The organism is Nocardiopsis alba (assembly GCF_000710955.1).
GTDB lineage: Bacteria > Actinomycetota > Actinomycetes > Streptosporangiales > Streptosporangiaceae > Nocardiopsis > Nocardiopsis alba.
Window position 1 is genome coordinate 52,173 of record NZ_BAZE01000006.1, and the last position, 25,195, is coordinate 77,367.

General features: G+C 70.2%; 22 protein-coding genes. 6 read left to right on the forward strand and 16 right to left on the reverse strand.

Annotated features, from left to right (window positions below):
- Positions 1–190 precede the first annotated feature (190 nt).
- Together TR33_RS12725 and TR33_RS12730 are read right to left on the reverse strand one after the other, a co-directional pair.
- On the reverse strand, positions 191–850 hold the full coding sequence (locus tag TR33_RS12725) for a response regulator (protein ID WP_014910489.1): 660 nt from the start codon (positions 848–850) through the stop codon (positions 191–193).
- Positions 825–2,162, reverse strand: a complete 1,338-nt coding sequence (locus tag TR33_RS12730) for a sensor histidine kinase (RefSeq protein ID WP_042283270.1) — start codon at positions 2,160–2,162, stop codon at positions 825–827. Before TR33_RS12730 ends, TR33_RS12725 begins: the two co-directional genes overlap by 26 nt.
- 345 nt (positions 2,163–2,507) lie before the next feature.
- On the opposite strand from TR33_RS12730, the gene TR33_RS12735 reads away from it, so the two are divergent.
- From TR33_RS12735 to TR33_RS12745, 3 genes are all read left to right on the forward strand, one after another.
- Positions 2,508–3,272, forward strand: a complete 765-nt coding sequence (locus TR33_RS12735; protein WP_014908378.1) for an ABC transporter ATP-binding protein — start codon at positions 2,508–2,510, stop codon at positions 3,270–3,272.
- A 4-nt stretch (positions 3,273–3,276) separates the two neighbouring features.
- Positions 3,277–5,967 carry an ABC transporter permease gene (locus TR33_RS12740; protein WP_042283274.1) on the forward strand — a complete coding sequence of 897 codons (2,691 nt, stop codon included), beginning with the start codon at positions 3,277–3,279 and terminating at the stop codon, positions 5,965–5,967.
- A gap of 122 nt (positions 5,968–6,089) precedes the next feature.
- Positions 6,090–7,694, forward strand: coding sequence for an MFS transporter (locus TR33_RS12745; protein WP_017535714.1), 1,605 nt, complete (start codon positions 6,090–6,092; stop codon positions 7,692–7,694).
- On the opposite strand, the gene TR33_RS12750 is transcribed toward TR33_RS12745, so the two are convergent.
- The 5 genes from TR33_RS12750 to TR33_RS27425 form a co-directional block, all read right to left on the reverse strand.
- The gene (locus TR33_RS12750) at positions 7,682–7,978 is read right to left on the reverse strand and encodes a hypothetical protein (protein WP_014909971.1); all 297 of its coding nucleotides are present in this window, start codon (positions 7,976–7,978) and stop codon (positions 7,682–7,684) included. The two genes, TR33_RS12745 and TR33_RS12750, sit on opposite strands and share 13 nt — an antisense overlap.
- Before the next feature lie 122 nt (positions 7,979–8,100).
- On the reverse strand, positions 8,101–8,370 hold the full coding sequence (locus TR33_RS12755) for a hypothetical protein (protein WP_017535712.1): 270 nt from the start codon (positions 8,368–8,370) through the stop codon (positions 8,101–8,103).
- 93 nt (positions 8,371–8,463) lie between these two features.
- Positions 8,464–9,282 (reverse strand): polyprenol monophosphomannose synthase, encoded by an 819-nt coding sequence (locus TR33_RS12760; protein ID WP_042283275.1) that lies wholly within the window; start codon positions 9,280–9,282, stop codon positions 8,464–8,466.
- Between the two features lie 195 nt (positions 9,283–9,477).
- Entirely contained in the window at positions 9,478–10,284 is an 807-nt protein-coding gene (locus TR33_RS12765; RefSeq protein WP_026125210.1) for a DeoR/GlpR family DNA-binding transcription regulator, read from the reverse strand.
- Between the two features lie 62 nt (positions 10,285–10,346).
- Positions 10,347–10,481, reverse strand: a complete 135-nt coding sequence (locus TR33_RS27425; protein ID WP_014910036.1) for a hypothetical protein — start codon at positions 10,479–10,481, stop codon at positions 10,347–10,349.
- 100 nt (positions 10,482–10,581) lie between these two features.
- On the opposite strand from TR33_RS27425, the gene TR33_RS12770 reads away from it, so the two are divergent.
- Positions 10,582–11,352 (forward strand): 4'-phosphopantetheinyl transferase family protein, encoded by a 771-nt coding sequence (locus tag TR33_RS12770; RefSeq protein WP_042283531.1) that lies wholly within the window; start codon positions 10,582–10,584, stop codon positions 11,350–11,352.
- A gap of 10 nt (positions 11,353–11,362) precedes the next feature.
- Here the strand turns inward: TR33_RS12770 and TR33_RS12775 are convergent, their stop codons facing one another.
- Complete coding sequence (locus TR33_RS12775; RefSeq protein ID WP_042283280.1) at positions 11,363–12,520, reverse strand: acyl-CoA dehydrogenase family protein; 1,158 nt, start codon at positions 12,518–12,520, stop codon at positions 11,363–11,365.
- Between the two features lie 227 nt (positions 12,521–12,747).
- Here TR33_RS12775 and TR33_RS12780 point away from each other — a divergent pair, with 227 nt between their 5' ends.
- Together TR33_RS12780 and TR33_RS12785 are read left to right on the forward strand one after the other, a co-directional pair.
- On the forward strand, positions 12,748–13,650 hold the full coding sequence (locus tag TR33_RS12780) for a LysR family transcriptional regulator (protein ID WP_014912117.1): 903 nt from the start codon (positions 12,748–12,750) through the stop codon (positions 13,648–13,650).
- Positions 13,651–13,925: 275 nt separating this feature from the next.
- Positions 13,926–15,245, forward strand: a complete 1,320-nt coding sequence (locus TR33_RS12785; protein WP_042283281.1) for an ABC transporter substrate-binding protein — start codon at positions 13,926–13,928, stop codon at positions 15,243–15,245.
- Between the two features lie 27 nt (positions 15,246–15,272).
- Here the strand turns inward: TR33_RS12785 and TR33_RS12790 are convergent, their stop codons facing one another.
- The 8 genes from TR33_RS12790 to TR33_RS12825 form a co-directional block, all read right to left on the reverse strand.
- Positions 15,273–15,932, reverse strand: a complete 660-nt coding sequence (locus TR33_RS12790) for a TVP38/TMEM64 family protein (RefSeq protein WP_042283285.1) — start codon at positions 15,930–15,932, stop codon at positions 15,273–15,275.
- A gap of 29 nt (positions 15,933–15,961) precedes the next feature.
- Positions 15,962–17,143, reverse strand: coding sequence for an AI-2E family transporter (locus tag TR33_RS12795; protein WP_017535705.1), 1,182 nt, complete (start codon positions 17,141–17,143; stop codon positions 15,962–15,964).
- On the reverse strand, positions 17,140–18,555 hold the full coding sequence (locus TR33_RS12800) for a sensor histidine kinase (RefSeq protein ID WP_042283287.1): 1,416 nt from the start codon (positions 18,553–18,555) through the stop codon (positions 17,140–17,142). Before TR33_RS12800 ends, TR33_RS12795 begins: the two co-directional genes overlap by 4 nt.
- Before the next feature lie 92 nt (positions 18,556–18,647).
- Positions 18,648–19,430: a TIGR03943 family putative permease subunit gene (locus tag TR33_RS12805; protein WP_042283289.1), complete on the reverse strand. Its 783-nt coding sequence runs from the start codon at positions 19,428–19,430 to the stop codon at positions 18,648–18,650.
- Entirely contained in the window at positions 19,427–20,497 is a 1,071-nt protein-coding gene (locus tag TR33_RS12810; RefSeq protein WP_017535702.1) for a permease, read from the reverse strand. Before TR33_RS12810 ends, TR33_RS12805 begins: the two co-directional genes overlap by 4 nt.
- 169 nt (positions 20,498–20,666) lie before the next feature.
- Positions 20,667–22,220, reverse strand: a complete 1,554-nt coding sequence (locus TR33_RS12815; RefSeq protein WP_042283290.1) for an alanine/glycine:cation symporter family protein — start codon at positions 22,218–22,220, stop codon at positions 20,667–20,669.
- A gap of 195 nt (positions 22,221–22,415) precedes the next feature.
- Positions 22,416–24,005, reverse strand: coding sequence for a DEAD/DEAH box helicase (locus TR33_RS12820; RefSeq protein ID WP_014908592.1), 1,590 nt, complete (start codon positions 24,003–24,005; stop codon positions 22,416–22,418).
- A gap of 330 nt (positions 24,006–24,335) precedes the next feature.
- Entirely contained in the window at positions 24,336–25,178 is an 843-nt protein-coding gene (locus tag TR33_RS12825) for an enoyl-CoA hydratase/isomerase family protein (RefSeq protein ID WP_042283535.1), read from the reverse strand.
- Positions 25,179–25,195: the final 17 nt, after the last annotated feature.

A 25,195-nucleotide genomic window follows, 5' to 3' on the forward strand; every position in this document is an offset into this window, starting at 1 on the left:
CCTCTTCTCTGTGGCCTTGAACAGCCACGATGTGTGTACCTCGGGCGGGGATCGCCTTGCAGCGTACCGAGCTACCAGCGGGTAGCCGCAACCGAGGGTGAATCCGTCAGGGGGTGTGAAAAGCCACGTGTCCCCCGCGCGGAACGGCCGAGGTCGGGACCCGCGCGAGGGCGAAGGCCTGCCGGCCGGGTCAGGCCCAACCGGCGTCGTGGGCCAGGATCGCGGCCTGAACGCGGTTGGACATCTCCAGTTTGGCGAGGATCCGGCTGACGTGCGCCTTGACCGTCGTCTCGCGCATGCCCAGGGCCCGGCCCGCCTCGGCGTTGGACTTGCCCTCGGCCACCGCGATCAGCACCTGCCGTTCCCGCTCGCTGAGCACCGACAACCGACGCAGGGCCTCCTCACGGCCGGCGGCCGAGTCGGCGGGGGCGGGCGCGGCGAAGCGTTCGAGCATGCGTTTGGTGACGCTGGGCGAGAGCATGGCGTGCCCCTCGTGGACGGTGCGCACGGCGGCGATGAGATCGCGGGGCGGCGTGTCCTTGAGCAGGAAGCCCACCGCCCCGGCCTGGAGCGCGCTGTGCACGTACTCGTCCAGGTCGAAGGTGGTCAACAGCACCACACGGGGCGGGTTCGGCAGAGAGGTGATCCGGGTCGCGGCGGTCAGCCCGTCGGTGCCCGACATCCGGATGTCCAGGAGGACCACGTCGGGGGCGAGCTCCTCGGCCAGACGCGTCGCCTCGTCGCCGTCGCTCCCCTCACCGACCACCTCGATGTCCGGAGCGGACTCCAGGATCATCCTCAACCCGGATCGGACCAGGAGTTCGTCATCGACCAGGAGTGTGCGGATCACCCTCGGAGCCCTCTTCCTCGACTTCGGTGTTCGGGACGGGGGCATCGTTCTCGTCCGTCTCCCCCAGCGGCAAGATAGCGCGCAGACGCCACCCCCCGTCGGAGCAGGGGCCCGCCGAGACCTCGCCGCCGGCCAGGGCGACGCGTTCGCTCAGCCCGGTCAGACCGTACCCGCTGCGGGGCGGAGGGTTCACCACCCCCGGAGCGGGGCCGTTGGACACCTCCAGCTCCAGACGGTCCGCCGCGTAGTACAGATGGACGTCGACGACGGCGCCGGTGGCGTGCTTGGCCGCGTTGGTCAGGGCCTCCTGGACCACCCGGTAGGCGGTGCGCTGGACCTGGACCGGCAGCGGACGCGGATCACCGCTCTCCTCACGGCGCACCTCCATTCCGGCCCCGCGCCATTCGCCGAGCAGCCGTTCCAGGTCGTCGAGGACCGGTTGGGGCGCGGTGGGGGCGGTCTCGCCGCCCTCGTCGCGCAGGACCCCGAGGATCCCGCGCAGTTCGGCGAGCGCCTCGCGTCCGGTGGTGCGGATGAGCCCGGCCGCCTCGACCGTGCGGTCGTCGATCGCCGAGACCTCCAATCCGCCCGCGTGCAGGACCATGAGGCTCACCCTGTGCGCGACCACGTCGTGCATCTCCCGTGCGATGCGGGTGCGTTCGGAGGAGATGGCCTGCTCGGCCATCATGTGCTGTTCGCGCTCCAGCCGCTCGGCCCGCTCTTCGAGCCGTTCGATGAGTTCGCGGCGTGTACCGATCCACAGCCCCGCGAAGACCGGGACCAGCAGGAAGACGATCACGGCCATCACGAAGCCGGTCACCGACGCGTTGTAGACGAGGGCGGTGCTCAGGACACCGAGGGCGAACCAGCCGGTGAGGACCTTGCGGTCGCTGAAGAAGGCCGGGTAGGAGTACAGGCCCACCATGAGCGGGATCGGGTCGCCGTAGCCGATCATGAGGATCGCGCCGGCGATCAGGAGCCACCGGGGCGAGCTTCTGCGCCAGAGCATCGTCGCCGAGGCCAGGGTCCCGGGGATCACGAACAGCGCGAACAACGTGGCCACAGCGGTCCAGGCCGCGGCGGGCCCGGGCTCGGGGGCTCCGACCGGCGCGACCATGAGGGCGGCGAAGGGCTTGGAGAACAGCCCGATCCCGCTGGTGGTCCCCGCCAGCATCATCAGCCCACTGAAGGGCAGGGTGAAGAGCGCGTAGAACCAGTCGGCGATACGCGCCCGTCGCCTCCACCACCACATCCCGTGGCGTCGGACCAGCAGGCCCAGGTTCTCGTTCCACTCTCTCAACCGCTCGTTCACCCGCCCGAGTCTAGGTGGAGGGATCACGCCTCTTCGGCGACACGACACCGCCCGGCGGACGACGGTCCGTTCGTCGATCCCTCTACGTTCTCCCTGGTCAGAGGGGCGCCCGAGGAACCGGTGGCGTTCGCGGTCGCTACCGACCCCCTACGAAAGTCGGGGGTGCGGCCGGTCGAAGGAGTCGCGAACCCGTTGCGCGTCATGCCTTCGGCCGACCCCGGTTTCGGCCTGTAGGGGGAGGAATCGGTGGTTCTCGCGGGCCTAGCGTGGTGACCACGCCGAAGAGCACGGGGGTCTCCCCCGACCCACCGGCACCATCCGTCAGCGATACCAGGAGTAGTCCTCGTGAGCACGCCCACCACGCAGTCCCCGTCCCCGGTCCAAGCCCCTCCGGTCGTGGTGGCGCGGGGCCTCACCAAGACCTACGACACCGGCGGCAGCCAGGTGCACGCCCTCGCCGGGGTGGACGTGGAGTTCCACCGCGGCGCGTTCACCGCGATCATGGGCCCCTCCGGCTCGGGCAAGTCGACCCTGATGCACTGCCTGGCCGGGCTGGACGTGCCCACCTCCGGCACCGTGCACCTGGGCCGTACCCAGATCACCGGCATGCGCGACGGCGAACTGACGCTGCTGCGCCGCGACCGGATCGGCTTCATCTTCCAGTCGTTCAACCTGCTGCCGATGTTGACGGCCGAGCAGAACATCCTGCTGCCCTCCCAGATCGCCAAGCGCAAGGTCGACCAGGCCCGCTTCGACCACATCATCGACGTGGTCGGACTCCGTCAGCGACTCGACCACCTGCCCGCCAAGCTCTCCGGCGGCCAGCAGCAGCGTGTCGCGGTCGCCCGGGCCCTGCTCAACGCCCCCGAGGTCGTCTACGCCGACGAGCCCACCGGCAACCTGGACTCGCGTTCGGGCGCCGAAGTGCTGGCCTTCCTACAGAACTCGGCCCGGGAACTCCAGCAGACCATCGTCATGGTCACCCACGACCCGGTGGCCGCCTCCTACGCCGACCGCGTGGTGTTCCTGCGCGACGGCAGCCTGGTGGACGAGGTCCTCTCCCCCACCGCCGAGGTCGTCTCCGACCACCTGCTGAAGCTGGAGGCCTAGCCCGATGCTGCGCACCACACTCGCGGGGCTACGTCTGCACAAGTCCCGCTACGTCACCACCGTCCTGGCGATCCTGCTGGGCGTCATGTTCATCTCGGGCACCATGGTCTTCGCCGACACGCTCAAGGCCAGCTACGAGGAGTCCGTGATGGGCTCGGCGACCGGCGTCGACGCCATCGCGACGCCCGCCGAACCGGAGTACGTCGAGGGCGAGGACCCGGCCGAGGCCGTCGCCTTCGACGAGGAACAGCTGGAGAGGGTCCGCGACCTTCCCGAGGTCGCCTCCGCCGACGGCATGCTCGAAGGCCGGGCCGTGCTCCTGGACGCCGAGGGACGGGCCGTCGGGTTCATGCCGCCCGCCGCGGTCTCCCTTGGAGACGCCTCCCGCTTCTCCGCCAAGGAGGGCCGCCTGCCCGAGGCCGACGACGAGATCGCGTTGGCCACCTCCACCGCGTCCTCGACCGGCTTCGAGGTCGGCGACACCGTCACCATGCTCGACGCCGACCAGGAGAAGCGCGACTTCACCCTCACCGGCCTCGTCAACTTCGGTGTCGACCCGAACTTCAGCATGGCCGGCGCCACGGTCCTGACCGAGAACGTCGTCCGTGAGATCGCCGCGCCCCAGGGCTACTCCGAGATCGACGTCGTGGCCGCCGAGGGCACCGACGACGAGACCGTCGCCAAGGCCGTCGAGGAGGAGCTCGGCGCCACCGCCGAGGTGGCCACCGGCACCGAGTTCGGCGAGGAGCTCGCCGAAGGGGTCGGCGCCCAGACCGAGGTCCTGCGCATCGCCCTGCTGCTGTTCGGCGTGATCGCGATGTTCGTCGCCGCGATCGTCATCTACAACACCTTCGCGATCCTCATCGCGCAGCGCCAGCGCGAACTGGCCCTGCTGCGCTGTGTGGGCGCCAAGCGCGGCCAGGTCTTCCGTTCGGTGCTGACCGAGTCCTTCGTGGTCGGTATGGTCTCCTCGATCCTGGGCGTGCTGGCCGGTATCGGCATCGGTATGGCCGGTGCCCGCTTCGCCGGCCCGCTCATGGGCACCGACGTGACCGCCTCCGTGGTGATCGGCCCCGGCGCCGTGCTCAGCGGCCTGCTGCTGGGCACCCTGATGACGGTGTTCTCCGCCCTGGTCCCGGCCATGCGGGCCACCCGGGTGGCCCCGCTGGCGGCCCTGCGCACCAGCGCCACGGCCTCCGGTCTGGAGAAGGGCACCGGCTGGGTGCGCGTGGTGTTCGGCCTGCTGCTGTTCGCGGTCTCGGCCGGTCTGATCGGCCTGACCCGTATGACCGGCCCCGACCCGGCGGGCCTGTTCATCGTGACCGGCGCCGCCCTGATCGCCTTCGTCGGCGTGGTCGTCCTCGGCCCGCTGCTGGTGCGCGGCATCGTGCGCCTGGTGGGGGTCCCGCTGCGACGCGTGGGCGTTCCGAGCATGCTGGCCGTGGACAACTCCGTCCGCAACCCGCGCCGCGCCGCCACCGCGATGATCGCCCTGACCGTGGGCGCCACGCTCATCACCGGTTACTCCGTGGTCAGCGCCTCGTTGGAGAGCACCCTGACCAAGACGCTCGACGAGCAGTTCCCGGTCGACTACCAGATCAGCCCGCAGTTCAACCCGGACGAGCTGACCGTCGGCCAGGAGGAGACCGAGACGACCGAGGAGGGCGTCGAAGAGGGCGTCGCGGGAACCGAAGAGGGCACCGAGGAGGGCGCGGTCGAAGGGACCGAGGTCGCCGTCGAGGACGAGGAGCCCCTGGCCGAGCTGGCCACGATCCCCTCCCGGGTCCGCGAGGGCCTGGAGAAGGAATCGACCGTCTCCAAGGTGTTCGGCGTGCGCTCCGACTCCGCCGAGGTCGCCGAAGAAGGCGTCGGAGGTCCGCTGGAGAGCATGCCCGTCAGCACCTACGTCGGCGCCGACATGGGCACCGACCTCACCGCGGACATGGTCGAGGGCGAACTCTCCGACCTGGAGCCCGGTCGTGTGGTGCTCTCCGAGGGCTACGCCGGCGGGATGGGAGTGGGCGACACGCTCACCCTCGTCACCCCGGAGGGCGACCTGGAGCTGGAGATCGCCGCGATCGCCGAGGACATGCAGAGCCTCTTCGGGGCGACCGTCAGCGAAGAGGACTTCGTGCGGGCCTTCCCCGAACGCACTCAGGACGACACCCTGATGATCCGGGGCGCCGAGGGCGCCGACTCCGCCGAGCTGCGCGAGGCCGTCTACTCGGCCGTGGACGACCACCCGACCCTTCAGGTCGACTCGGTCGCCGAGATGAAGAACCAGTTCTCCCAGATGATGGACATCGCGTTCTACACCATCGCGGCCATGCTGGGCCTGGCGATCATCATCGCGGTGTTCGGTATCTCGAACACGATGGCGCTGTCGGTCCTGGAGCGCACCCGCGAGTCCGCCCTGCTGCGGGCCCTGGGTCTGGCTCGGGGGCAACTGCGCCGGATGCTCAGCATCGAGGCCGTCCTGCTCTGCCTGATCGGCGCGGGCATCGGCATCGCCCTGGGCGTGGTGTTCGGTTGGGCGGCCGCGGCCGCGGTGCTGCCGAACATGGTCTTCGCGGCCCCGGCCGGCCAGATCGCGGTGTTCATCGCGGTCTCGGTCCTGGCCGGTCTGCTGGCCGCGGTGCTGCCCGCCCGTCGGGCCGCCGGGACCTCGATCACCGGGGCGCTCGCCAGCGAGTGACCGCGGGTCAAAACCGCACAGCGTAAGGGAAACAAGGCGCGGGCCACCACCTTCGGGAGGGGGTCCGCGCCTTACTGTGGTCGGAGCGGTCGACCACGGAGCCCATCGGACAGGGAGACGTCATGAGCGGTTCGGTCTCGCCACCGGACACCGCGGGGCGGGTGGCCTGGGGAACGCCCGCCGCCCGGTGGATGCTGACGGCGACGGTCCTGGGCTCGGGGATGGCCTTCCTCGACTCGACGGTCGTGACGGTCGCCCTGCCCGCGATCCAACAGGATCTGGCCACCGGGCTGGCCGGGCTCCAATGGATCGTCAACGGGTACATGGTCACGCTCTCGGCCCTGATCCTGATCAGTGGTTCCCTGTCGGACCGGTTCGGCCGGGTCCGCCTGTTCATGGTCGGGGTGACCGTGTTCGCGCTGGCCTCGGCCCTGTGCACGTTCGCACCGACCCTGGAGTGGCTGATCGCCGGCCGCGTCGTCCAAGGGGTCGGCGGCGCCCTGTTGACCCCGGGGAGCCTGGCGATCCTCCAGGCGGGCTTCCGGGAGAAGGATCGTGCCCGCGCCATCGGCGCCTGGTCCGGATTGACGGGTGTGGCCTCGGCCGTGGGCCCGTTCCTGGGCGGATGGCTGGTCCAGGCGGGCGACTGGCGGCTCATCTTCCTCATCAACCTGCCGCTCGCCGTCGTCGTCCTGCTCATCGCCCACTTCAAGGTGCCCGAGACACGGGACACCTCGGCCACGGGCGGCCTGGACTACGGCGGGGCCCTGCTGGGCGTGGTGGCGCTGGGCGGTATCACCTACGCGCTGATCCAGTGGGGCGCCGAGGGCGGAACCGTGGACGTGTGGGTGGGCGCCGTGATCGGCGTCCTGGCTCTGGTGGTGTTCCTGGTGGTGGAGGCGAGGGGCCGGGCCCCCATGCTGCCCCTGGGGCTCTTCCGCTCGGTGGCGTTCAGCGTGACCAACGCCGCCACCGTGGTGATCTACGCGGCCCTGGGCACCCTGCTCTTCCTGTTGGTGATCTACCTCCAGGAGGTCGGCGGCTACTCCCCGATCGCGGCGGGGGCGGCCTCGTTGCCGTTGACCCTTCTCATGCTGACGCTCTCGGCCCGCTCCGGGAAGCTGGCCTCCAGGATCGGTCCGCGCCCGCAACTGGTGGTGGGCCCCCTTCTGTTGGCGGGCGGGTTCCTCCTGCTCTCGTCCATGGGGCCGGACGCCACGTACCTCACCCAGGTCTTCCCGGGGATCCTCCTCGTGGCGCTGGGACTGTCCACGACGGTGGCCCCCCTGACCGCGACGGTGCTGGCCTCGGCGCCCGAACGCCACGCCGGGCTGGCCTCGGGGGTGAACAACACGTTCGCGCGCGGGGCGCAGTTGATCGGTGTGGCCGCGATCCCCGCCCTGGCCGGGATCGGGGGCTCCTCCGGTGACGGGGGCGGCGGCACGGCCGGGCTCGCCGAGCACTTCGGGACGGCGATGCTCATCCTGGCGGGGCTCGCGGTGGTGGCGGCGGCGTGCGCCCTGGCCCTGCCTCGTGGTCGGATGCCCGGGGCGGAGGAGACCGGCGAGGAGACGGCCCCGGAGGAAGGGGAGGTCGCGGTTCCGGCCGTCGGACCCACGCCTCGCTTCTGCGGGGTCTCGGGGCCCCCGCTGCGTTCGTGTCCGGGTTCCAGCGCCGGAGAGGTCCACGGTGACGGCCCCTCGGGCGGGAACGCTCAGTCCCGGTAGTCCTCCGGTGGGCGGTCCTTGACGGCGTCCGGGTCGGGGACCACGCTCAGGGCCTCCTCCTCCGCGCTGCGTTCACCGCCCCACCGTTGGCGGGGCACGGCGACCCCCAGGTGTTCGGCCCGCACACCCTCCAGGATCCCCAGACGGCCTCGGCTGTCATCGTCCTCGAAGTCGTATCCGAGGATGTCGAAGATCGGATCGATGAACAGTTCGCGCTGGGCGACCTCGGTCGCCTGCGGGTCGTCCCCCAGATCGAGGTCCACCTCGTAGGGCTGTTCGGTCACGTCGTCCGCCTCCCTCCCCACGTCACTTCGATCATCCCAAATCCAAGTGAAATTGTGAAGAAAGAGGTCGGTGGGAATGGGGCGGGGCCCGCCCCCACAAGGCGACGGACCCCGGCCGACGGTCAGGTGTCGGAGTCGTCCACCTCGTGGACGGCCTCCTCCTCCGCTCCGGGTCCGTCGATGTCGAAGTCCTCGCGGGGCAGGACGTCGTCCCGCTCCAGACGGACCTCCTCCTCGATCCCGAGCTCCCCCTCGTCGTCCTTTTGCTCATCCTCGAACGTGTAGCCGTAGACACCCTCGCCCGGGTTCTGACGGCTCTCGGCCTCGGCGATCTCGCTCTCCTGGGGGTCCTCCCCCATGTCGGAGTCGACGTCGTAGGGCTGTTCGGACACTGCTGTCACCCCCTCTCGCGTTCCCCCGATGATCGCAGGTGGAGGAGGGTGCGAGAAGGGGGACACGGGTCTCGGACCGGGGCGTGCCCGAGATCAGCGGCGCGCGTTCTCGGCCCGGCGCAGCCGCAGGGGGCGCAGCGCGGCCTCCAGCGCCACCGCGCCGTCGAGCTTGCTACGGCCCACCACCCGGTCCTCGAAGTGGATGGGGATCTCCACGATCTTTCGCCCCCGACGGTAGGCCCGGTAGTGCATCTCCACCTGGAAGGCGTAACCGGTGCTCTCGATCCCGGCCAGGTCCAGGGTGCGCAGGGCCGAGGCCCGCCAGATCTTGAAGCCCGCGGTGACGTCGCGCACCGGGATGGCCAGCACGGTCTTGACGTAGGCGTTGGCCCAGCCGCTGAGCAGACGGCGGCGTGCGCCCCAGGTCTCGGAGAGGCTGCCTCCCGGAACGTAGCGGCTGCCGATGACCACTCCGGCGTCGGTGGCGTGGAGGGTGCCCAGGAGTTGGGGGACATAGCCCACGGGGTGGCTGAGGTCGGCGTCCATCTGAACGACGTAGTCGGCCCCGTCCTCCAGAGCGCGGGTCATGCCCTCGACGTAGGCCCGTCCCAGCCCGTCCTTCTTAGTGCGGTGCAGGACGTCGAGACGTCCGCCGTATTCGATCGCGAGCTTGTCGGCGATCTCGCCGGTGCCGTCGGGCGAGTCGTCGTCGACCACCACGATCCGCAGTTCGGGGAGGTCCAGGGCCATGAGGCGGGAGACGAGGACGGGGAGGTTGCCGGCCTCGTCGTAGGTGGGGACGACCACGGTCAGACGGGAGCTCCGCCAGGGCTCGGGAAGCGCCACCGGTTCGGGGGTCACCCGTACGGGCTCGGACGGGCGGTGCTCCGGATGCGGTGATCGGGAGGACATACGCGGCGGCTCCTGGTCGTCGTTGCGGTGGGTCGGTCGTCGGGCCGGGCCCGAAAGTTACCAATGGGTATCGTCAGTGTGTACAGGATCACGCATCGGATGTTCTTCGCACAATAGGGCGAAACGTAAGGGAGTGCGCGCTCCGATGCCGCTGTCCGGCGGAACGACACCGCCCACGGCACCTTCCCCTCGCGCTCATTGACCCCGTTCGTCGGCCACCACGACGACGTGGACCAGGGCCCCGGACTCCTCGAGGGTCATCAGGACCTCGGGGTCCGCACTGGAGTCGGTGACCAGATGGGCGATGTCCTCGGGGGCCACCGTGGGGACCATGGTGTCGGCCCCGACCTTGGTGTGATCCGCCAGGACGATGGTCTCCTCCGCACAGTCCGCCAGGGCCCGGTCGACACTGGCCACAGCGGGGTTGGGCGTACTCAGCCCCCGGTCGGCGCTCACACCGTTGCCGGACAGGAACGCGCGGTTGACCCGCAGACCGGAGAGCGCGGCCTCCGCGGCGGGGCCGATCAGCGCCCGCATGGGCGCGTGCACCGTGCCCCCGGTCATGACGACCTCCACCCCCGCCGCCCCGGCCAGGACGTCGGCCGCGCGCAGGGAGTTGGTCACCACGGTCAGGTCCTCGTGGCCGCGCAGCTCGCGGGCCAGGGCCTCGGCCGTACTGCCCGGGCCGAGGGTGATCGCGTCGCCGGGGCGGACCAGACGGGCCGCGGCCGAGGCGATGGCGGCCTTCTCCGCGGCGCACTGATCGCTCTTGCCCGTATAGCTCTGTTCGTGCCCGATCCGGCCCGGTAGCGCGGCCCCGCCCCGACGGCGGTCGAGCAGCCCTTCGGCCTCCATCGCGCGCACGTCACGACGGACGGTGACCTCCGAGGCGTGCACCTTGACCGCGATGTCGCGCAAGGACATGCTCCCGTGGGCCCGGACCAACTCCAGGATGCGCTCCCGGCGCTCGGCTGCGAACGCCGGACGGCTCTCCTCGGCCATGGACACGGACACTCTCCTCCGTACCGGTGATGGAGCGCGATACGAATACCGCGCCGACCGCCCTAGAGTACGGACCGGTCGCGACTCCCCTCGACACGGGCCGGTGGCCGCTCCGTCAGGAGCGTCACCAGGACGATGACGGTGAGGGCGACGAGGCCGATGAGGGCTCCGGCTCCGAGCAGCACCACGACAGACATCTGAGCCTCCAAGGGGGCGGGCCGACCTGCCACTTACCGGATGCCCCGTTTCCCGTTCGCTCACACCACCGATCGTCGGAAGATCGGCGACAATGGGTCCATGACGCTCGGTTCCACTCCCCTCCGGCCCACGGTGTGGTGGGCCCACATCTCCTCCGCGAACGACCGCCTGGTCCGTCTGTTGAACGAGGAGGAGCTCGCCCGCAACACCCGCTTCCGGCTCCAGACCGACCGCGACCGCCACCTCTTGGGCCGGGCCCTGGCCCGGACGGCGCTGGCCGAGCGGACCGGTGTCCCCGCCTCCGAGGTGGCCTTCGAGCTGCGCTGCCGCTCCTGTGAGGACAAGGCCCGTACCGGGGCCGACGGGGGCGACCCCTCACCGCACGGCAAACCGGTGCCGGTGGGCCCCGCGACCGGCTGGGAGATCTCCATCAGCCACTCCGGTGAGTGGGTGGTCCTGGCCATGGCCGAGGGCGTCCCGGTGGGCGTGGACGTGGAGCGGGTGTCCGAGGCACGGGATCTGGACGGACTGGCCGCCTACACGCTGGCCGAGTCCGAGGCGCGGGCGTGGCGGGCGCTGCCCGAGGACGACCGCTCCGAGGCCTTCTTCGGCTATTGGGCGCGCAAGGAGGCACTGCTCAAGGCGACCGGCCTGGGGCTGTCCGGTGGCCTGCGCAGGGTCTCGGTCACCCCTCCGTCCGACCGGGCGCGGCTGGTCGCCTGGGAGGGCGGGGGCGCGCCCGGGACCGCGTGGTTGACGGACCTGGAGCGCGACCCCGGGTACCGATCCGCGTTGGCGGTGCTGACCGACCGTCCGGTGGAGCCGACGGTGCACCCGGCCGAGCGCACCGCAGCCCTGCTGCGCGGATAGGGGTGGGAGCTCAGGCCTCCTTGGCCAGGTGACGCGAGATCACCATGCGCTGGACCTGGTTGGTGCCCTCCACGATCTGGAGGACCTTGGCCTCACGCATGTACCGCTCCACCGGGAAGTCCCGGGTGTAGCCGTACCCGCCGAAGACCTGCACCGCGTCGGTGGTGACCTTCATGGCGGTGTCGGTGGCCATGAGCTTGGCCATGGCGGCCTGCTTGCCGAAGGGGCGACCGGCGTCGCGCAGGCGCGCGGCCGACAGGTAGAGCTCCCGGGAGGCGGCGACCTGGGTGGCCATGTCGGCGAGCATGAAGCCCAGTCCCTGGAAGTCCCCGATGAGGGAGCCGAACTGGCGACGTTCGCGCGAGTAGGCGACGGCCGCGTCCAACGCGGCCTGCGCCAGACCCACCGCGCAGGCGGCGATGCCGAGTCGACCCGAGTCCAGGGCGGCCAGGGCGATCCCGAAACCGCGGTCGGGTTCGCCGATCAGGGCCTCGGGGCCCAGCTCGACGTCCTCCAGGATCACCCCGGCGGTGGTGGAGGAGCGCATGCCCATCTTACGTTCGGGGGCGGCCGTGCTCAGGCCCGGGGTGCCCGCCGGAACGTGGAGGCAGCCGATGCCGCGCGCCCCGGAATCGGGGGCGCCGGTACGGGCGAAGAGCGTGTAGTAGTCGGCGTGTCCTCCGTGGGTGATCCACGCCTTGGCGCCGTTGACCCGGTAGCCGCCGTCGTCGGTGCGTTCGGCCCGGGTGGTCATGGCCGCCGCGTCGGAGCCCGAGGAGGTCTCGGACAGACAGTAGGCGCCCAGGAGTTCCCCGCCGAGCATGTCGGGCAGGTGCCGGCCCTTCTGCTCATCACCGCCGAAGGTGGCCAGGGGATAGCAGGAGAGACTGTGCACGCTGACGCCCAGGCCGACCGCGAGCCAACCGCGGGCGAGCTCCTCCACGACCTGGAGGTAGACCTCGTAGGGCTGGTCGCCGCCGCCGTACTCGCCGGAGTAGGGCAGGCCGAGCAGGCCGGCCCGTCCGAGGGTGGTGAAGACGTCGCGGGGGAAGACGGAGTTCTCCTCGTCCTCGGCCGCGCGTGGGGCGATCTCCTTGTCCACGATCTCCCGGGTCAGCTCCAGGAGCTGTTCGGCCTCGGGTGTGTGCAGCGTGCGTTCGACCGCCATGAGTTCTCCCACTGTCGCGCGCCCTGGTGCGCGTCGGACCCACCATGACGGGGTTTCCGCCATTTAGTAGGTCGTCAAACTATATGGTGACGCACGGCACTCTATCCCACCGAGTCCCTACGAAGGGTGTCCGGGTCGCACGGATCCCGGCCGCCGATCCCCGCTCCGAACGGTCACCGCGTCGACACGTCTGTACACGAAGGGCAGGCACACCTTAGATTCCACGCATGGACCTCGAACTCCGCCATCTCCGCACCCTCTGCCTCCTGGCCGACACCGGAAGCGTGACCAAGGCGGCCACGGCTCTGTCCACCTCCCAGCCCGCGCTGACGACCCAACTCCAACGGATCGAGCGCGAGGTCGGGGGACGTCTGTTCCATCGTGGACGGTCGGGGGTCCGCCCCACCGAGTTGGGAGAGTTCGTCCTGGTCCGCGCGCGGACGGTCCTGTTGTCCATGGACGACCTGCTGCACGACATCACCGCGCGCGGCGCCTCCCCCAGCGCCCTGCGCATCGGCGGAGTGGGCCCTCTGACGGTGGAGCTGTCGGCACGACTGCCCGAGATCTTCCCCGGCGTCCCCGTCCACGTGCGCACCGAGTACTCCCCCAAGCTGGTCACCGACCTGGTGCGGGCGGGACGTCTGGACCTGGGCACCACCATCGACTACGTGGACCGCGATCTGACCACCGACGGCCCCCTGGCCTGGGCGATGCTCGCGGTGGACCCCCTTCACGTGGCGCTGTGGGCCGACCACCCCTTAGCCGGGGAGACCTTCATCAGGCTGGAGGATCTGGCCGGCTGCCCGTGGGCGCTCACCCCACCGGACGGCACCGGATGGCCCGAGTGCTTCTACCTCGCCTGCCAGCGCGCGGGGTTCAGCCCCGAGGTGCCCTACCGTCTGCACGACAGGTCGGAGATCCGCGACCTGGTCGCCGATCGCAGGGCCGTGGCCCCCTGCCAGTCCGACTTCGTCACCGGGCGGGGTGTGGTGGTCCGACAGCTGGAGAACGCCCCGATACAGCTCCGCCATCTCCTGGTCTGGCGTAGGGACAGCGTGGTGCACCAGGCCGCGGAGCGGATCGCGAGGCTCACCCGCACCATCCTGGAGCGTGACGTCGTCCGGAGCTGACCCGACTCCGGGGGCGCCCCGCCGGCGTTCCCCTCCTCGACGGGAGGGCGGTGTCCGCCCTCCCGGGATCACCCCTGCCCCGGGCCGGTTCCGGCCACCGAGGGCGGGGGCGGTTGCGCACCTCACCCGCGTTCGTATGATGTTTACCGGCCGGTAACGTACTGCCGAGTAGGAACCCCGTACCAGGCCTTCTCCCCCGAGCTGCGAAGCCGTCTTCCCCCCACGGGCCCTCGGGCCTCCCGTTGCGAAGACATGACCGAAGTTCAGGACACATCATGCGATCACCGAGAATCATCGCCGCGGCGCTCGCCGTCGCGATACTCGCCGCCTCGTGCGGCGACGCCGAGTCCACCGACGGGAGCGGCTCCGCGGAGGACCTCACCCTCGGGGTCACCGACGACACCGTCGTCATCGGCACCCACCAGCCCCTCAGCGGGCCCGCCTCACCCGGCTTCGTCCACGTCTCCGCCGGCGCACGTGCCGTGTTCGACCACATCAACGACAACGGCGGCATCCACGGCCGCCGGATCGACTACCGCGTCGAGGACGACGCCTTCGACCCCGCGCAGACCATGCGGGTCACGGACGACCTGATGAACGAACAGGAGATCTTCGCGATGCTCGGCGGGCTGGGCACCCCCACCCACGAGTCGGTCATCGAAGAGCTCAACGACGCGGGCGTCCCCGACCTGTTCGTCTCCTCCGGGGCCCTCGCCTGGGACCAGCCCGAGGAGTACCCCCTCAGTTACGGCTTCCAGGTGGACTACTCCAAGGAGGCCAAGGTCCAGGGCGCCTACATCGCGGAGAACTTCCCCGGCGAGGACGTGGGCCTGCTCTACCAGAACGACGACGTCGGCCCGGCCTCGCACGCGGGCATCGAGCAGTACCTCATGGACGACATCGTCGCCTGGGAGTCCTACGACCCCGGGGTCCCCGAGCTCGACGGCCAGATCGAGGAGCTGAAGAGGTCCGGCGCCGACGTCGCCGTCTGCTACTGCATCCCCGCCTTCCTCGGCATGGCGATCCTGGAGGCGCAGGCCATCGGGTACGAACCCCAATGGGTGGCGCCCAGCTTCGGCGGCGACGTCGAGATCGTCCAAGAGTTGATCGGCGAGTACGCGGCGGGCACCCCCGCCGAGGACGTACCCCCGGAGGCCTTCACCGACAGCCTGATCATCACCGCGTTCCTTCCGATGGCCGCCCAGAGCGACGATCCCTGGACCGAGTTCTATCGTGGGATCCACGATGAGTACATCGAGGACGCGCCCTTCACCGACACCACGGTCTACGGCATGGTCCAGGCGACCCTGTTCGCGCGCCTGCTCATGGAGGTCGGCCCCGACCTCGACCGGGAGACCCTCGTCCGGACGTTGAACTCCAACGACCTGGCCGGCCCCGGCCTGGTGCCCTTCGCCGCGACCGAGGACGACCACAGCGGCTACTCCGGTGTGATGGTCGTCCAGAACCGCGCGGGGAAGGAGCCCGAGATCCTCCAGGAACCGCGGATCACCGACAGCGACGGCGGAGAGATCCTCCCCTTCGACATGGACCGTCCCACCCCGGACGAGGTCGAACTGTTCGGCGGCGCCTCGTAGCGGCGGCCCTCTGCGGGCGCGGTCCGATCAGGCCCGCGCCCGCCACGCGGCACGAGGGCGACGTCGAGCCCGCACCAGCCACCACACCAGGGCGATGAGCCCGGCCATCACACCCGTGGCCACCGCGACCTCCAGCCCGAGGTCGGCGCCGCCCGCGCCCACCAGGACCATCGCGACCGTCGCGGGCAGCGAACCCAGCGCCGTGGCGGCGGCGAACGGCGCCAGGGCGACCCCGGTCAATCCGCAGCCGTAGTTGACCATCTGATACGGGACCACCGGTACCAGCCTCAACTGGAGCACCACCAGGAAGGCCCGCCACGAGGTCAGCCCCTCCAGCCGTACCCTCACCCGTCGGGGCAGGCGTGCGGCGAGCGCGTCACCGGCCACGTGTCGGGCCACCGCGAACTGGGCGAGGGCCGCCAGGACACCACCGATGAGGGCCAGGGCCACCCCGAGCGGGATCCCGAAGAGCAGCCCGCCCGCGATGTTCAAGGCCGGACGGGGCACCAGGGCCTGGACCGCCAGAGCGTAGGCCCCCAGGTAGACCAGGGCCCCCGCCGCGCCCGCGCCGTCCGTCCAGGCACGGACGGTGGCCAGATCGGGCCCGTACACCAGGGCCCAGATCAGCAGACCCACCCACGCGACGAGCAGCGCGATCCGCCACACCCACCCCCGCCCGCTTCCCATCCGACCAGGGTAGGGCCGCTCGGGGGCGCTCAGCGACGCTCCAGCCGCGGGAAGATCACGCGTTTGAGCACCAGGGTGAGGGCGGCCGCCGTCGGGATGGCCAGCAGCGCGCCGACCAGGCCGAGCAGGGCCCCGCCGAGCAGGGCCGCCGTGATGTTGACTGTGGGCGCCACGTCCACGGCGTGCCGCATCACCCTCGGAGCCAGCACGTAGCTCTCGATCTGCTGGTAGACGAGGAAGAAGATCAGGGTGACCAGCCCCATCAGCGGGTCTCCGAGCGCCACGGCCAAGGACGCCACCAGGGCACCGATCGTGGTGCCCACCAGCGGGATCAGGGCGGTGACCGCGACCACCAGGGCCAGGGTGAGCGCGTAGGCGGAACCGATCGCCCACAGGAAGAGGAAGGCCACCACCCCGCCCAGGGCGGCGACCACCAACTGGCCGGCGATGAAGGCCCCGATGCGCCGCACGATCTCGTCGCCGATCTCGCGCACGCCCTCCCTGCGGGAACGGGGCACGAAACGGTAGGACACGTCCATGATCCCGGGCAGGGAGGCCATGAAGAACAGGGTCAGGATGAACACCGTGAAGGTCGCGAACAGCCAGTTGAAGACCACCTGCCCCACCCCGACCAGCCCGCCGAAGACCTGCTGGCCGAAGTCGGCGCCGGTGACCATGTCCCTGATCCGGGCCAGCACGTCGTAGCGCTGGTCGAGCTCGCGGAAGAACCTGGCGTTCTGTAGCTGGTCGATCGCCTGCGGCAGACCGGCCACGAAGCTGCTCACCTGATCGCTCAGGGGAGGCACGATCGTCCAGACGAACACGGTGATGAAGAGCGCCAGGAACAGGCACACCGTCAGGATCGCCGCCCAGCGGGGCATGCGCATCCTCTGGAGGAGGAGGATCACCGGGTTGAGCCCGACCGCGAGGAAGAGGGCCACCAGGATGTAGACGAAGACCGCCCCGGCCCCGGACAGGGCGTTCACCAGAAGCCAGGCCGAGAGCACGCCCAGCGCTCCGACGAACCCCATCACGAAGTAGTTGGGACGGTGCGGTCCGCCGCTCGCGAGCGGTGTCTCCGGCGGTTCTCCCCCGTCGCCGCCGGAGGTCTCGGTGGGGTCGTCGTGTTCGGTCCCCGGTTCCTCGTCCCCCGACGTGGGCGGCGGAACGGGCTCCCCCTTGCCCTGGGAGGTCTTCTGGTCGACGGTCACGTGTTCGGCTCCGGATCCTCTGGCAGACGCAGCGTGAACAGGGCACCGCCCAGCAGATCGCTGTGACCCGCCACGAGGGTGCCGTTGTAGGAGTGCACGATCTCCCGGGAGATGGGCAGTCCCAGACCACTGCCGCCGGGGTCCCGTTCCCTGGACTCGGGGAGTCGGGCGAAGCGTTCGAAGATGCGCTCGCGGTCCTTCTCCGGAATGCCCGATCCGTCGTCGTGCACCTCGACGACCGCCGAGCCGTGGGTGTGTCCGACGATGATGTCGATCCGGCTCTTCGCGTGGCGTTCGGCGTTGGCGACGAGGTTGGTCAGCACCCGGGCCAGACGCAACCGGTTCACCTTGGCGTACACCGGCTCGGAGCCGTGGATGAGCAGTCGCGCCTGACCACGCCGTTCCCGGAACTCCTCCTCGACCAGGGCGGTCAGGTCCACGCTCTCCAGATCCATCACCACGCCGGTGTCCAGCCGGGCCATCTCCAGCAGGTCCTCGACGATGTTCTCCAACCGCTCGGTGTCGGAGAGCAGCCCCGTGAGCAGACGTTCCCTGGCCCGTAGGTCGGGGTCGGGGTCGGAGAGCTCGACCTCCAGTTTGGTGAGCATCCCGGCGATGGGGTTGCGCAGTTCGTGCGAGGCGTCGGAGACGAACCGCCGCTGTCGGGCGACCGCCTCCTCCAGCCGCCGCAGGGTCTCGTTGGCGGTGCGGGCCAAGTGGGCGATCTCGTCGTCGTTCTTGGGGACCGGCACCCGGCGGTGAAGGCCGCTGACGGAGATCCGGTCGATCTCGTCGCTGATCCGGTCCACCGGACGCAGCGCGCGGCCCACCCCGTACCAGGCGGTCAGGGCCGTCCCGGCGAGCAGGGCCACCGACATCCCGCCCAGGACCATCTCCAGGGTGTGGTGGGCCAGCACCTGCGGGGTCTGGGTCGCCACGAGCACCATGACGTCCCCGTAGGCGGAATCGTCGATGGCGTACCCGACCACCTGATAGCAGTCGGTGGGTTCGTCCCCGGCCACCTCACCGCAGTCGACCGTCACCAGGCGGAAGTCGTCGCGGGAGGGCCGTTTCGTGGTCATGGCCGGCATACCGCGCAACGCGTCACTGGAGGCGAGGACCTCGTAGGTGTCTCGGTCGACGATCTGCGACCGCAGGATCGGTTCGTTGGCGGGGATCGAGGACTCGTAGCGTTCGGTCGTGATGTGCTCGACGATGTGCCGCGCCTCCTCGTCCTCCCGGTCGCGGAGTTGGATGAGCACGACCTCTCGGAACAGGAGATAGGAGCCCACGGAGAGGAGGGTCAGGACCACGGCGATGATGACGACGGCCCACAGCGTGACCCTGCCTCGAATGGAGTGTGGACGTATCCGGCTCCAGAGGCTCCTCGTCTGCACGCGGGGTTCTGACACGGACCTATTGTCACTCAGGGCCGTCCCATAGTGGGGATTTGATCACGGTGTGGCGGCCGAGGACCTCCCCCGGGTCTCCGACCGCCCAACGGTCACTCGTAGGGGTCGGGAGGGTCGGTGACCTCCTCCATCTCGTCGATGGAGAACTCGTGTCGGGAGACGTCGTACAGGTCCCCTTCGGGCTCGACCCACGTCCCCCGCACCCGCCACCAGGTATCGGTCTCGGGGGCGGGTCGGTCGGTGATGAGGACCTTGTTGACCACCGCGTCGGCGGCGCAACAGGACATCTGGAGGCGGGCCAGGTACCAACCGTCCCCGCCCTCCTCCTCGGGGACGGCGAACCCCACCAGCTCGACCCGGCGTCCGGCCAGTTCGCGTTCCTCGTCGATCCAGGCCCGCAGCACGAACTCCCGGATGGCGAGCCGCGTGACCTCGTTCGGGCCGGCCTCCTCCAGACCGTCGCCGAAGGGAGAGGAGGAGGTGGAACGTTCGGTCCTGGGCGGTGGCCCGGAGGAGGCCCCGGTGCTCTCCACCGTGTAGGCGCCCAGGGCCGGAGGGGCGACCACGAAGACGGCGATCACCGGGAGCAGGAGCAGCCAGGCCACCCTGGGGGCCCGCGCGTGGTCGTGTCCGTGGCCCTCGTGGTGCTCCGCGTGCTCGGGCCCCTCGTCGGCCTCCTCCGCGTCGTGGCGTTCGCCGCGCAGTTCGGAGGCGATGACCAGGACTCCGAGGACCACCATGACCACGCCGGCCGCGATCAGGAACGGACCGAAACCGGCCTTGACCCAGTTCAGGTACAGGTCGGTGGGGACGGTGCTGGTCAGCGCGGCGGCTCCGAGCAGGACCAGGGTGAGCCCTTGGGCGATGCGGTTCACAGCAGGACGCCTCCGATCAGGAACGTGGAGGCCAGACCGACCACGAGACAGAGAGGGATGAAGCGGGCGACGAACCGCCAGCCGAACACACCGGCCTGCATCGCGATGAGCTTGAGGTCGACGATGGGTCCGATGACCATGAACGCGAGCTTGGCGGTGGGCGAGAAGTCGGTGAGGCTGACCGCGACGAAGGCGTCGGCCTCCGAACAGATCGACAGCAGGATGGCCAACAGAGCGAGCACCAGGACCGAGACGATCGGCATCCCGGCCACCGTCAACAGCCACTCCCGGGGGACCATCACGTTGAGGGTGGCGGCGGCCACCGCGCCCACCACCAGGTATCCGCCCGCGTGCATGATGTCGTGCAGCATCGACTCGCGGAAGACCCGCCACTTCGACGCTCCGGGGGTGGTGGGACGCGAGGGCAGGCGCAGCCAGTCCGCGCGCCCGAAACGCACCCAGATCCAACCGATGACCACCGAGGCCAGCAGAGAGGCGACGAAGCGGGCCAGCACCATCTCGGGCTGACCGGCGAAGGCCACCGCGGTCGCGATCATGACGATCGGGTTGATGGCGGGCGCCGCCAACAGGAAGGTGAGCGCCGCGGCGGGCGCCACCCCTCGACTGATGAGGCTCCCCGCGATGGGCACCGAGGCGCACTCACAACCGGGCAGCAGGGCCCCGGAGACCCCGGCGACGGGGACCGCCCGGCTCGGACTGCTCGGGATGAACCGGCGGTAGAACGAGGTGGGGACGAACGCGACCAGCGCGGCGGACAGGGCCACACCGAAGACCAGGAAGGGCAGCGCCTGGAAGCTGATCGCGGTGAAGATGGTCGCCCAGGCCAGGAAGGCCGGCCCGGTCAGCTCGTCGGACAACCAGGCGTGTCCGAAGGCCATCGCGGTGATGAGGAGGGCGAAGAGCCATACGGTGCCGGTTCGGCGCGAGCCGGCCCGCCTGCCCCAATCTGCCGGGGGCAACTCGTCTCCGCGGTCGTCCCAGCCGACGGCGATCGAGTCGCCGAGCGAGGAGGACGGGGCGGAGTCGTGGGTGGTCCGTTCGGACACAGGGGTACTCCGTGGGGTGTGTTCGGGAACTCCACGAATGGTAACCGAAAACAGTTTTCGTTTGCACCATGAGAGGTTCCACCTCGTTCCGCCCTATCTACCACAAGGGAAGGGGCGGGGCCGTGGGTCGTCTCCCCACGGCCCCGCCCCCTTTTCGGTGGTGTGCGCGTCAGTCGTTCGAGGAGCCGTTCGGACGGCCCGGCCCCTCGGGACCCTCACCCTCCTCGGGGGTGATCTCGGCGCCCGGGTCGGAGGGAGCGGCCCCCTCCTCGCGGGGCTGGTCCTCCAGCAGACCGCCCTCGACCGGGCCCCAGGCCTCCACGTTCTGGAGGTCGGGCATCTTGGCCAGGGTGAACTGCGGGTCCAGGCCATTGCGCAACTGACGGCTGTAGTCGCGCAGCAGGCGGAAGGCGACCCCCGACAGCGGCGCCAGGGCGACCAGGTTGACCACCGCCATCACGCCCATGGCCACGTCCGCGACGTTCCACACCAGGGTCAGCGGGGCGATGCTGCCGAGGAAGATGAAGACCAGGACGGCCGAACGGAAGTACGTCACGTGCTCGGGGGCGGCGTCGAGGAACCTGAGATTGGACTCCCCGTAGTAGTAGTTGCCGAGCAGCGATGTGTAGGCCAGCAGGAACAGGATGATCGTCAGCGCGTGGACCGACCAGTCGCCGAGGTTGGCCTGGAGCGCGTACTGCGTGACCTCCGGACCCCTGGACCCGTCGAACTCGGAGGTGCTCAAGAGCACGATGAACGCGGTCACCGAGCAGACCAGCCAGGTGTCGAAGTAGACGCCCAGGGTCTGGACCAGCCCTTGCTTGACCGGGTGGGAGACCGACGCGGTCGCTCCGGCGTTGGGCGCCGAACCCAGACCGGCCTCGTTGGAGAACATGCCGCGGCGCAGCCCCTGGACGATCGCGGCGCCTACGCCGCCGGCCACCATCTCACGCAGGCCGAAGGCCGAGGCGAAGATGTCGGCGATCATCCCGGGGACCTCGCCGATGTTGAGAATGACCACGGCCGTGCCGAGCAGGATGTAGATGATCGCCATCAACGGGACCAGGGCCTGGGCGACCGAGGCGATACGACGGATACCGCCGAAGACGACCGTTCCGGTCAGCGCCACGAGCAGCAGACCGACCACCACGTTCAGTCCCCATCCGGTGGGGATCCCGAGTTGGGAGGCGGAGGTCGAGATGGCCCCGGAGATGCTGTTGGCCTGGACCGAGTTGAAGAAGAAGGCGAAGGTGACTGTGATGATCACCGCGAACAGGACGCCCATCCAGCGCTGTCCGAGCCCGTGCAGCATGTAGTAGGCGGGGCCGCCTCGGAATCCGGTGTCGGTCCGCACCTTGTAGAGCTGGGCGAGCGTGGACTCGACGAACGCGGCTCCCGATACCACCGTCGCCATGAGCCACATCCAGAAGACCGCACCGGGCCCGCCCAGCATGATCGCCGTGGCCACGCCGACGATGTTGCCGGTGCCCACTCGGGCCGCCGCCGAGATCGCGAAGGCCTGGAACGGGGAGATCTCCTTGCCGCCGTCGGGCGCGGTCCCCGCCCTGCCCCGGATCACCCGGAACATGTCCGGCAGGAGCCGGAGCTGCACGAACCCCGAACGCACCGTGAAGTAGACGGACAGGACGACCAGTAGCGGGATGACCAGGTACGCCCAGAAGGTGTCGTTGAGGGTGACGAGGGCGTTGTTGAGGACGGTCACGCGTTCCCCTTCAGGTGGCGTGGTGGTCCCGAGTGCGACTTCGGGGTTTCCCGCCAACTGTCCACGTCGACGGTGTTCCCGGGCGCCCAGGACATGCGAAGACGGGGTAAAGGAACGTAAACACCTCACCCCGGACAGACCGGAGGCCCGGTACCGGCGAACGCCGGGCACCGGGCCTCCGTGTCGTGCTTTCGATCAGCTCCGGCCGCTGGGGGCGGAGTCGTAGCGGTCGCCGCGACGGGGGCCGCCACCGCGACGGTCGCCGCGGTAGCCACCACGGGAGTCGCCTCGGTAACCGCCCCGACGCTCGCCACCGTAACCGCCGCCACGACGCTCACCGCCACCGCGGTAGCCGCCCTCGGAACGCTCGCCGTAACCGCCACGGCGGTCGTCGCGACCGCCCTCGGAACGGTCGTCGCGCCGGCCGCGGTAGCCGCCCTCGCCACGGTCGTCACGGCGGTAGCCGCCCTCACCGCGGTCGTTGCGACGGTCACCGCGGTAACCGCCACGGTAGCCGCCACCGTTACCGCGGTAGCCACCGCGACGGGGGCCGCCACGACCACGACGGGGACGCTCGGGCTCCGGCGGCTCGATCCACGGCTCCCAGGAGGGCTCCTTGGCCCCGGTCACCTGGGTGAGCAGCTCGTCACCGGGGTTGACCAGGTGCTGCTTGGCGTCGACACCGGCGTCGCTGAGCAGACGACGGGCCATACGGCGCTGGTTGGGCGCGACCAGGGAGACCACCGAGCCGGAGGAACCGGCGCGGGCGGTACGACCACCGCGGTGCAGGTAGTCCTTGTGGCCGGTGGGCAGGTCGACGTTGACGACCAGGTCGATTCCGTCGACGTGGATGCCGCGGGCGGCGACGTCGGTGGCGACCAGGGCCTGGATGCGGCCCTCACGGAACTTGGCGAGGGTGCGGGTACGCACGCTCTGGGTCTTGCCGCCGTGCAGGGAGGCGCAGGGGACGCCGGCCTCGATCAGCTGCTCGCTGATGGTGTCGGCGCGGTACTTGCTGCGCACGAACAGGATGGTGCGACCCTCGCGCGCGGCGATCTGGGTGACGATCTTGTTCTTGTCGCGGGGCAGCACCTTGAGCAGGTGGTGCTCCATGGTGGTGACCTGCGAGACCGGCGGGTCCACGGAGTGGGTGCGCGGCTCGTTCATGTACTTGCGGACCAGCTTGTCGACGTCACCGTCGAGCGTGGCCGAGAACAGCAGGGTCTGCCCGTCCGGGTGCACCTGGTCGAGGAGCTCGCTGACCTGCGGCATGAAGCCCATGTCGCACATCTGGTCGGCCTCGTCCAGCACCGAGATCTCCACGTCGCCCAGGTCGCAGGCGCCCTGGTCGATGAGGTCGGTCAGACGGCCCGGGGTGGCGACGAGGACGTCGACACCGCGGCGCAGTTCGTTGATCTGGCGGGTGTAGGAGCTGCCTCCGACGACGTCGCCGACGCGCACGCCCACGACGCGGGCGTAGCCGCGCAGGGCGTCGCGCACCTGGTGGGCGAGTTCGCGGGTGGGCACCAGGATCAGGGCCCGCGGGCGGTGGGAGGCGGCGCGGCGCTCGGCGCAGCGCATCAGGACCGGCAGGCCGAAGGCCAGGGTCTTGCCCGATCCGGTCCGGCCGCAGCCGAGGACGTCGCGGCCCTCGATGGCGTCGGGAATGGTGGCGGCCTGGATCGGGAACGGGGTGGTCACACCGTTCTTGGCCAGCTCGTCGACGATGTCCTTGGGAAGCCCCAGGCTGTCGAAGGCAGGCGTTACGGCAGTGTCCGTCGTCAAGTGACGTGTACCTTCCTCATCGTTTGGCGGCGTTTCGAGGAAGGCTCCACACGGTCACGACGGACCCAGCGAAGAAATCACACAAACGCGCCTGATCACACGCGGAAGCGACCCCGACGTAGGTGGGGTTCGTGTGCTCTTCGGGTCAAGAGTGACGTCGACAGGGTCGACACGCTCTCCGCGTCTTGGCGGTCCGGCGCGCTCGGATGCGCGCGATATTGAACGACCGCTTGCAGCAGCGTACTAGAGATCGCCGCGAATCGGGGACGGGGTGGGTGTTTTTCACCGGTGATACGGGTCTCCCCACCCCGTTCCCCGAGGTCAGGAGGGTCAGGCCTGCGCCGCCATGGCCTTGGCCAGCGTGGTGAGCCGCTTCACCTGGGCCGCCCGTTCCGCCGCGCACTGCTCTTCGAGCGTGTTGCCCTCGGCCTGGAGCAGGAGGTCCTTGGTGGCGGCGGCCGCCCCGTGGTCGACCGTGAGCAGCGCCGCGACGGCGTCGTCGACGGCCCCCTCCAGTTCGTCGACGCCCACGACCAGGGTGGCCAGGCCGAGCTCACGGGACTCCTCCGCGCCGACCTTGCGCGCGGTCAGGCAGATCTCGGTGGCCCGGTGGACGCCGACGATGTCCACCAGGGGCTTGGTCCCGGTGAGGTCCGGGACCAGCCCCAGGGCGGGCTCCTTCATGCAGAAGACGGCGTCGTCGGCGAGGACGCGCAGGTCGCAGGAGAGCGCGAGCTGGAACCCGGCGCCGATGGCGTACCCGCGCACGGCGGCGATGGTCACCAGGTCGGGGCGGCGCAGCCACAGGAAGCCCTGCTGGAGTTCGGCGATGTAGGCGTCCAGGTCGGCCTCGTCGGCGGACCCGTCGGTGAGCCCCCCGATGATGGAACGCTCGCCCTCGACCCCTTCGGGGGTGAACATGCCGAGGTCGATCCCGGCGGAGAAGATGTCGCCCTCTCCGGCGATGACGACGATTCGGACATCCTCGGGAAGGGTCTGGCCGATGTGGGCCAGGGTCGTCCAGGTCCGCCCGGTCATCGCGTTGCGGCGCTCGGGACGGCTGATGGTGATGCGGGCGACGGCGCCCTCCACCGTGAGGCGCAGCCCCGCCCGGGTCAGCTCCTCCTCGCCGGGCGGTTCCGTCACTCCGGTCTCCTGCGGGGCCTGTGTCATGGGTTCCTCCATCGGGT

Coding starts and splice junctions, on each gene's coding strand:
- TR33_RS12785 (WP_042283281.1), top strand. CDS start 13,926: ATGCGATCACCGAGAATCATCGCCGCGGCGCTCGCCGTCGCGATACTC.
- TR33_RS12790 (WP_042283285.1), bottom strand. CDS start 15,932: ATGGGAAGCGGGCGGGGGTGGGTGTGGCGGATCGCGCTGCTCGTCGCG.
- TR33_RS12775 (WP_042283280.1), bottom strand. CDS start 12,520: ATGGCGGTCGAACGCACGCTGCACACACCCGAGGCCGAACAGCTCCTG.
- TR33_RS27425 (WP_014910036.1), bottom strand. CDS start 10,481: ATGTCTGTCGTGGTGCTGCTCGGAGCCGGAGCCCTCATCGGCCTCGTC.
- TR33_RS12780 (WP_014912117.1), top strand. CDS start 12,748: ATGGACCTCGAACTCCGCCATCTCCGCACCCTCTGCCTCCTGGCCGAC.
- TR33_RS12770 (WP_042283531.1), top strand. CDS start 10,582: ATGACGCTCGGTTCCACTCCCCTCCGGCCCACGGTGTGGTGGGCCCAC.
- TR33_RS12745 (WP_017535714.1), top strand. CDS start 6,090: ATGAGCGGTTCGGTCTCGCCACCGGACACCGCGGGGCGGGTGGCCTGG.
- TR33_RS12765 (WP_026125210.1), bottom strand. CDS start 10,284: ATGGCCGAGGAGAGCCGTCCGGCGTTCGCAGCCGAGCGCCGGGAGCGC.
- TR33_RS12825 (WP_042283535.1), bottom strand. CDS start 25,178: ATGACACAGGCCCCGCAGGAGACCGGAGTGACGGAACCGCCCGGCGAG.
- TR33_RS12760 (WP_042283275.1), bottom strand. CDS start 9,282: ATGTCCTCCCGATCACCGCATCCGGAGCACCGCCCGTCCGAGCCCGTA.
- TR33_RS12740 (WP_042283274.1), top strand. CDS start 3,277: ATGCTGCGCACCACACTCGCGGGGCTACGTCTGCACAAGTCCCGCTAC.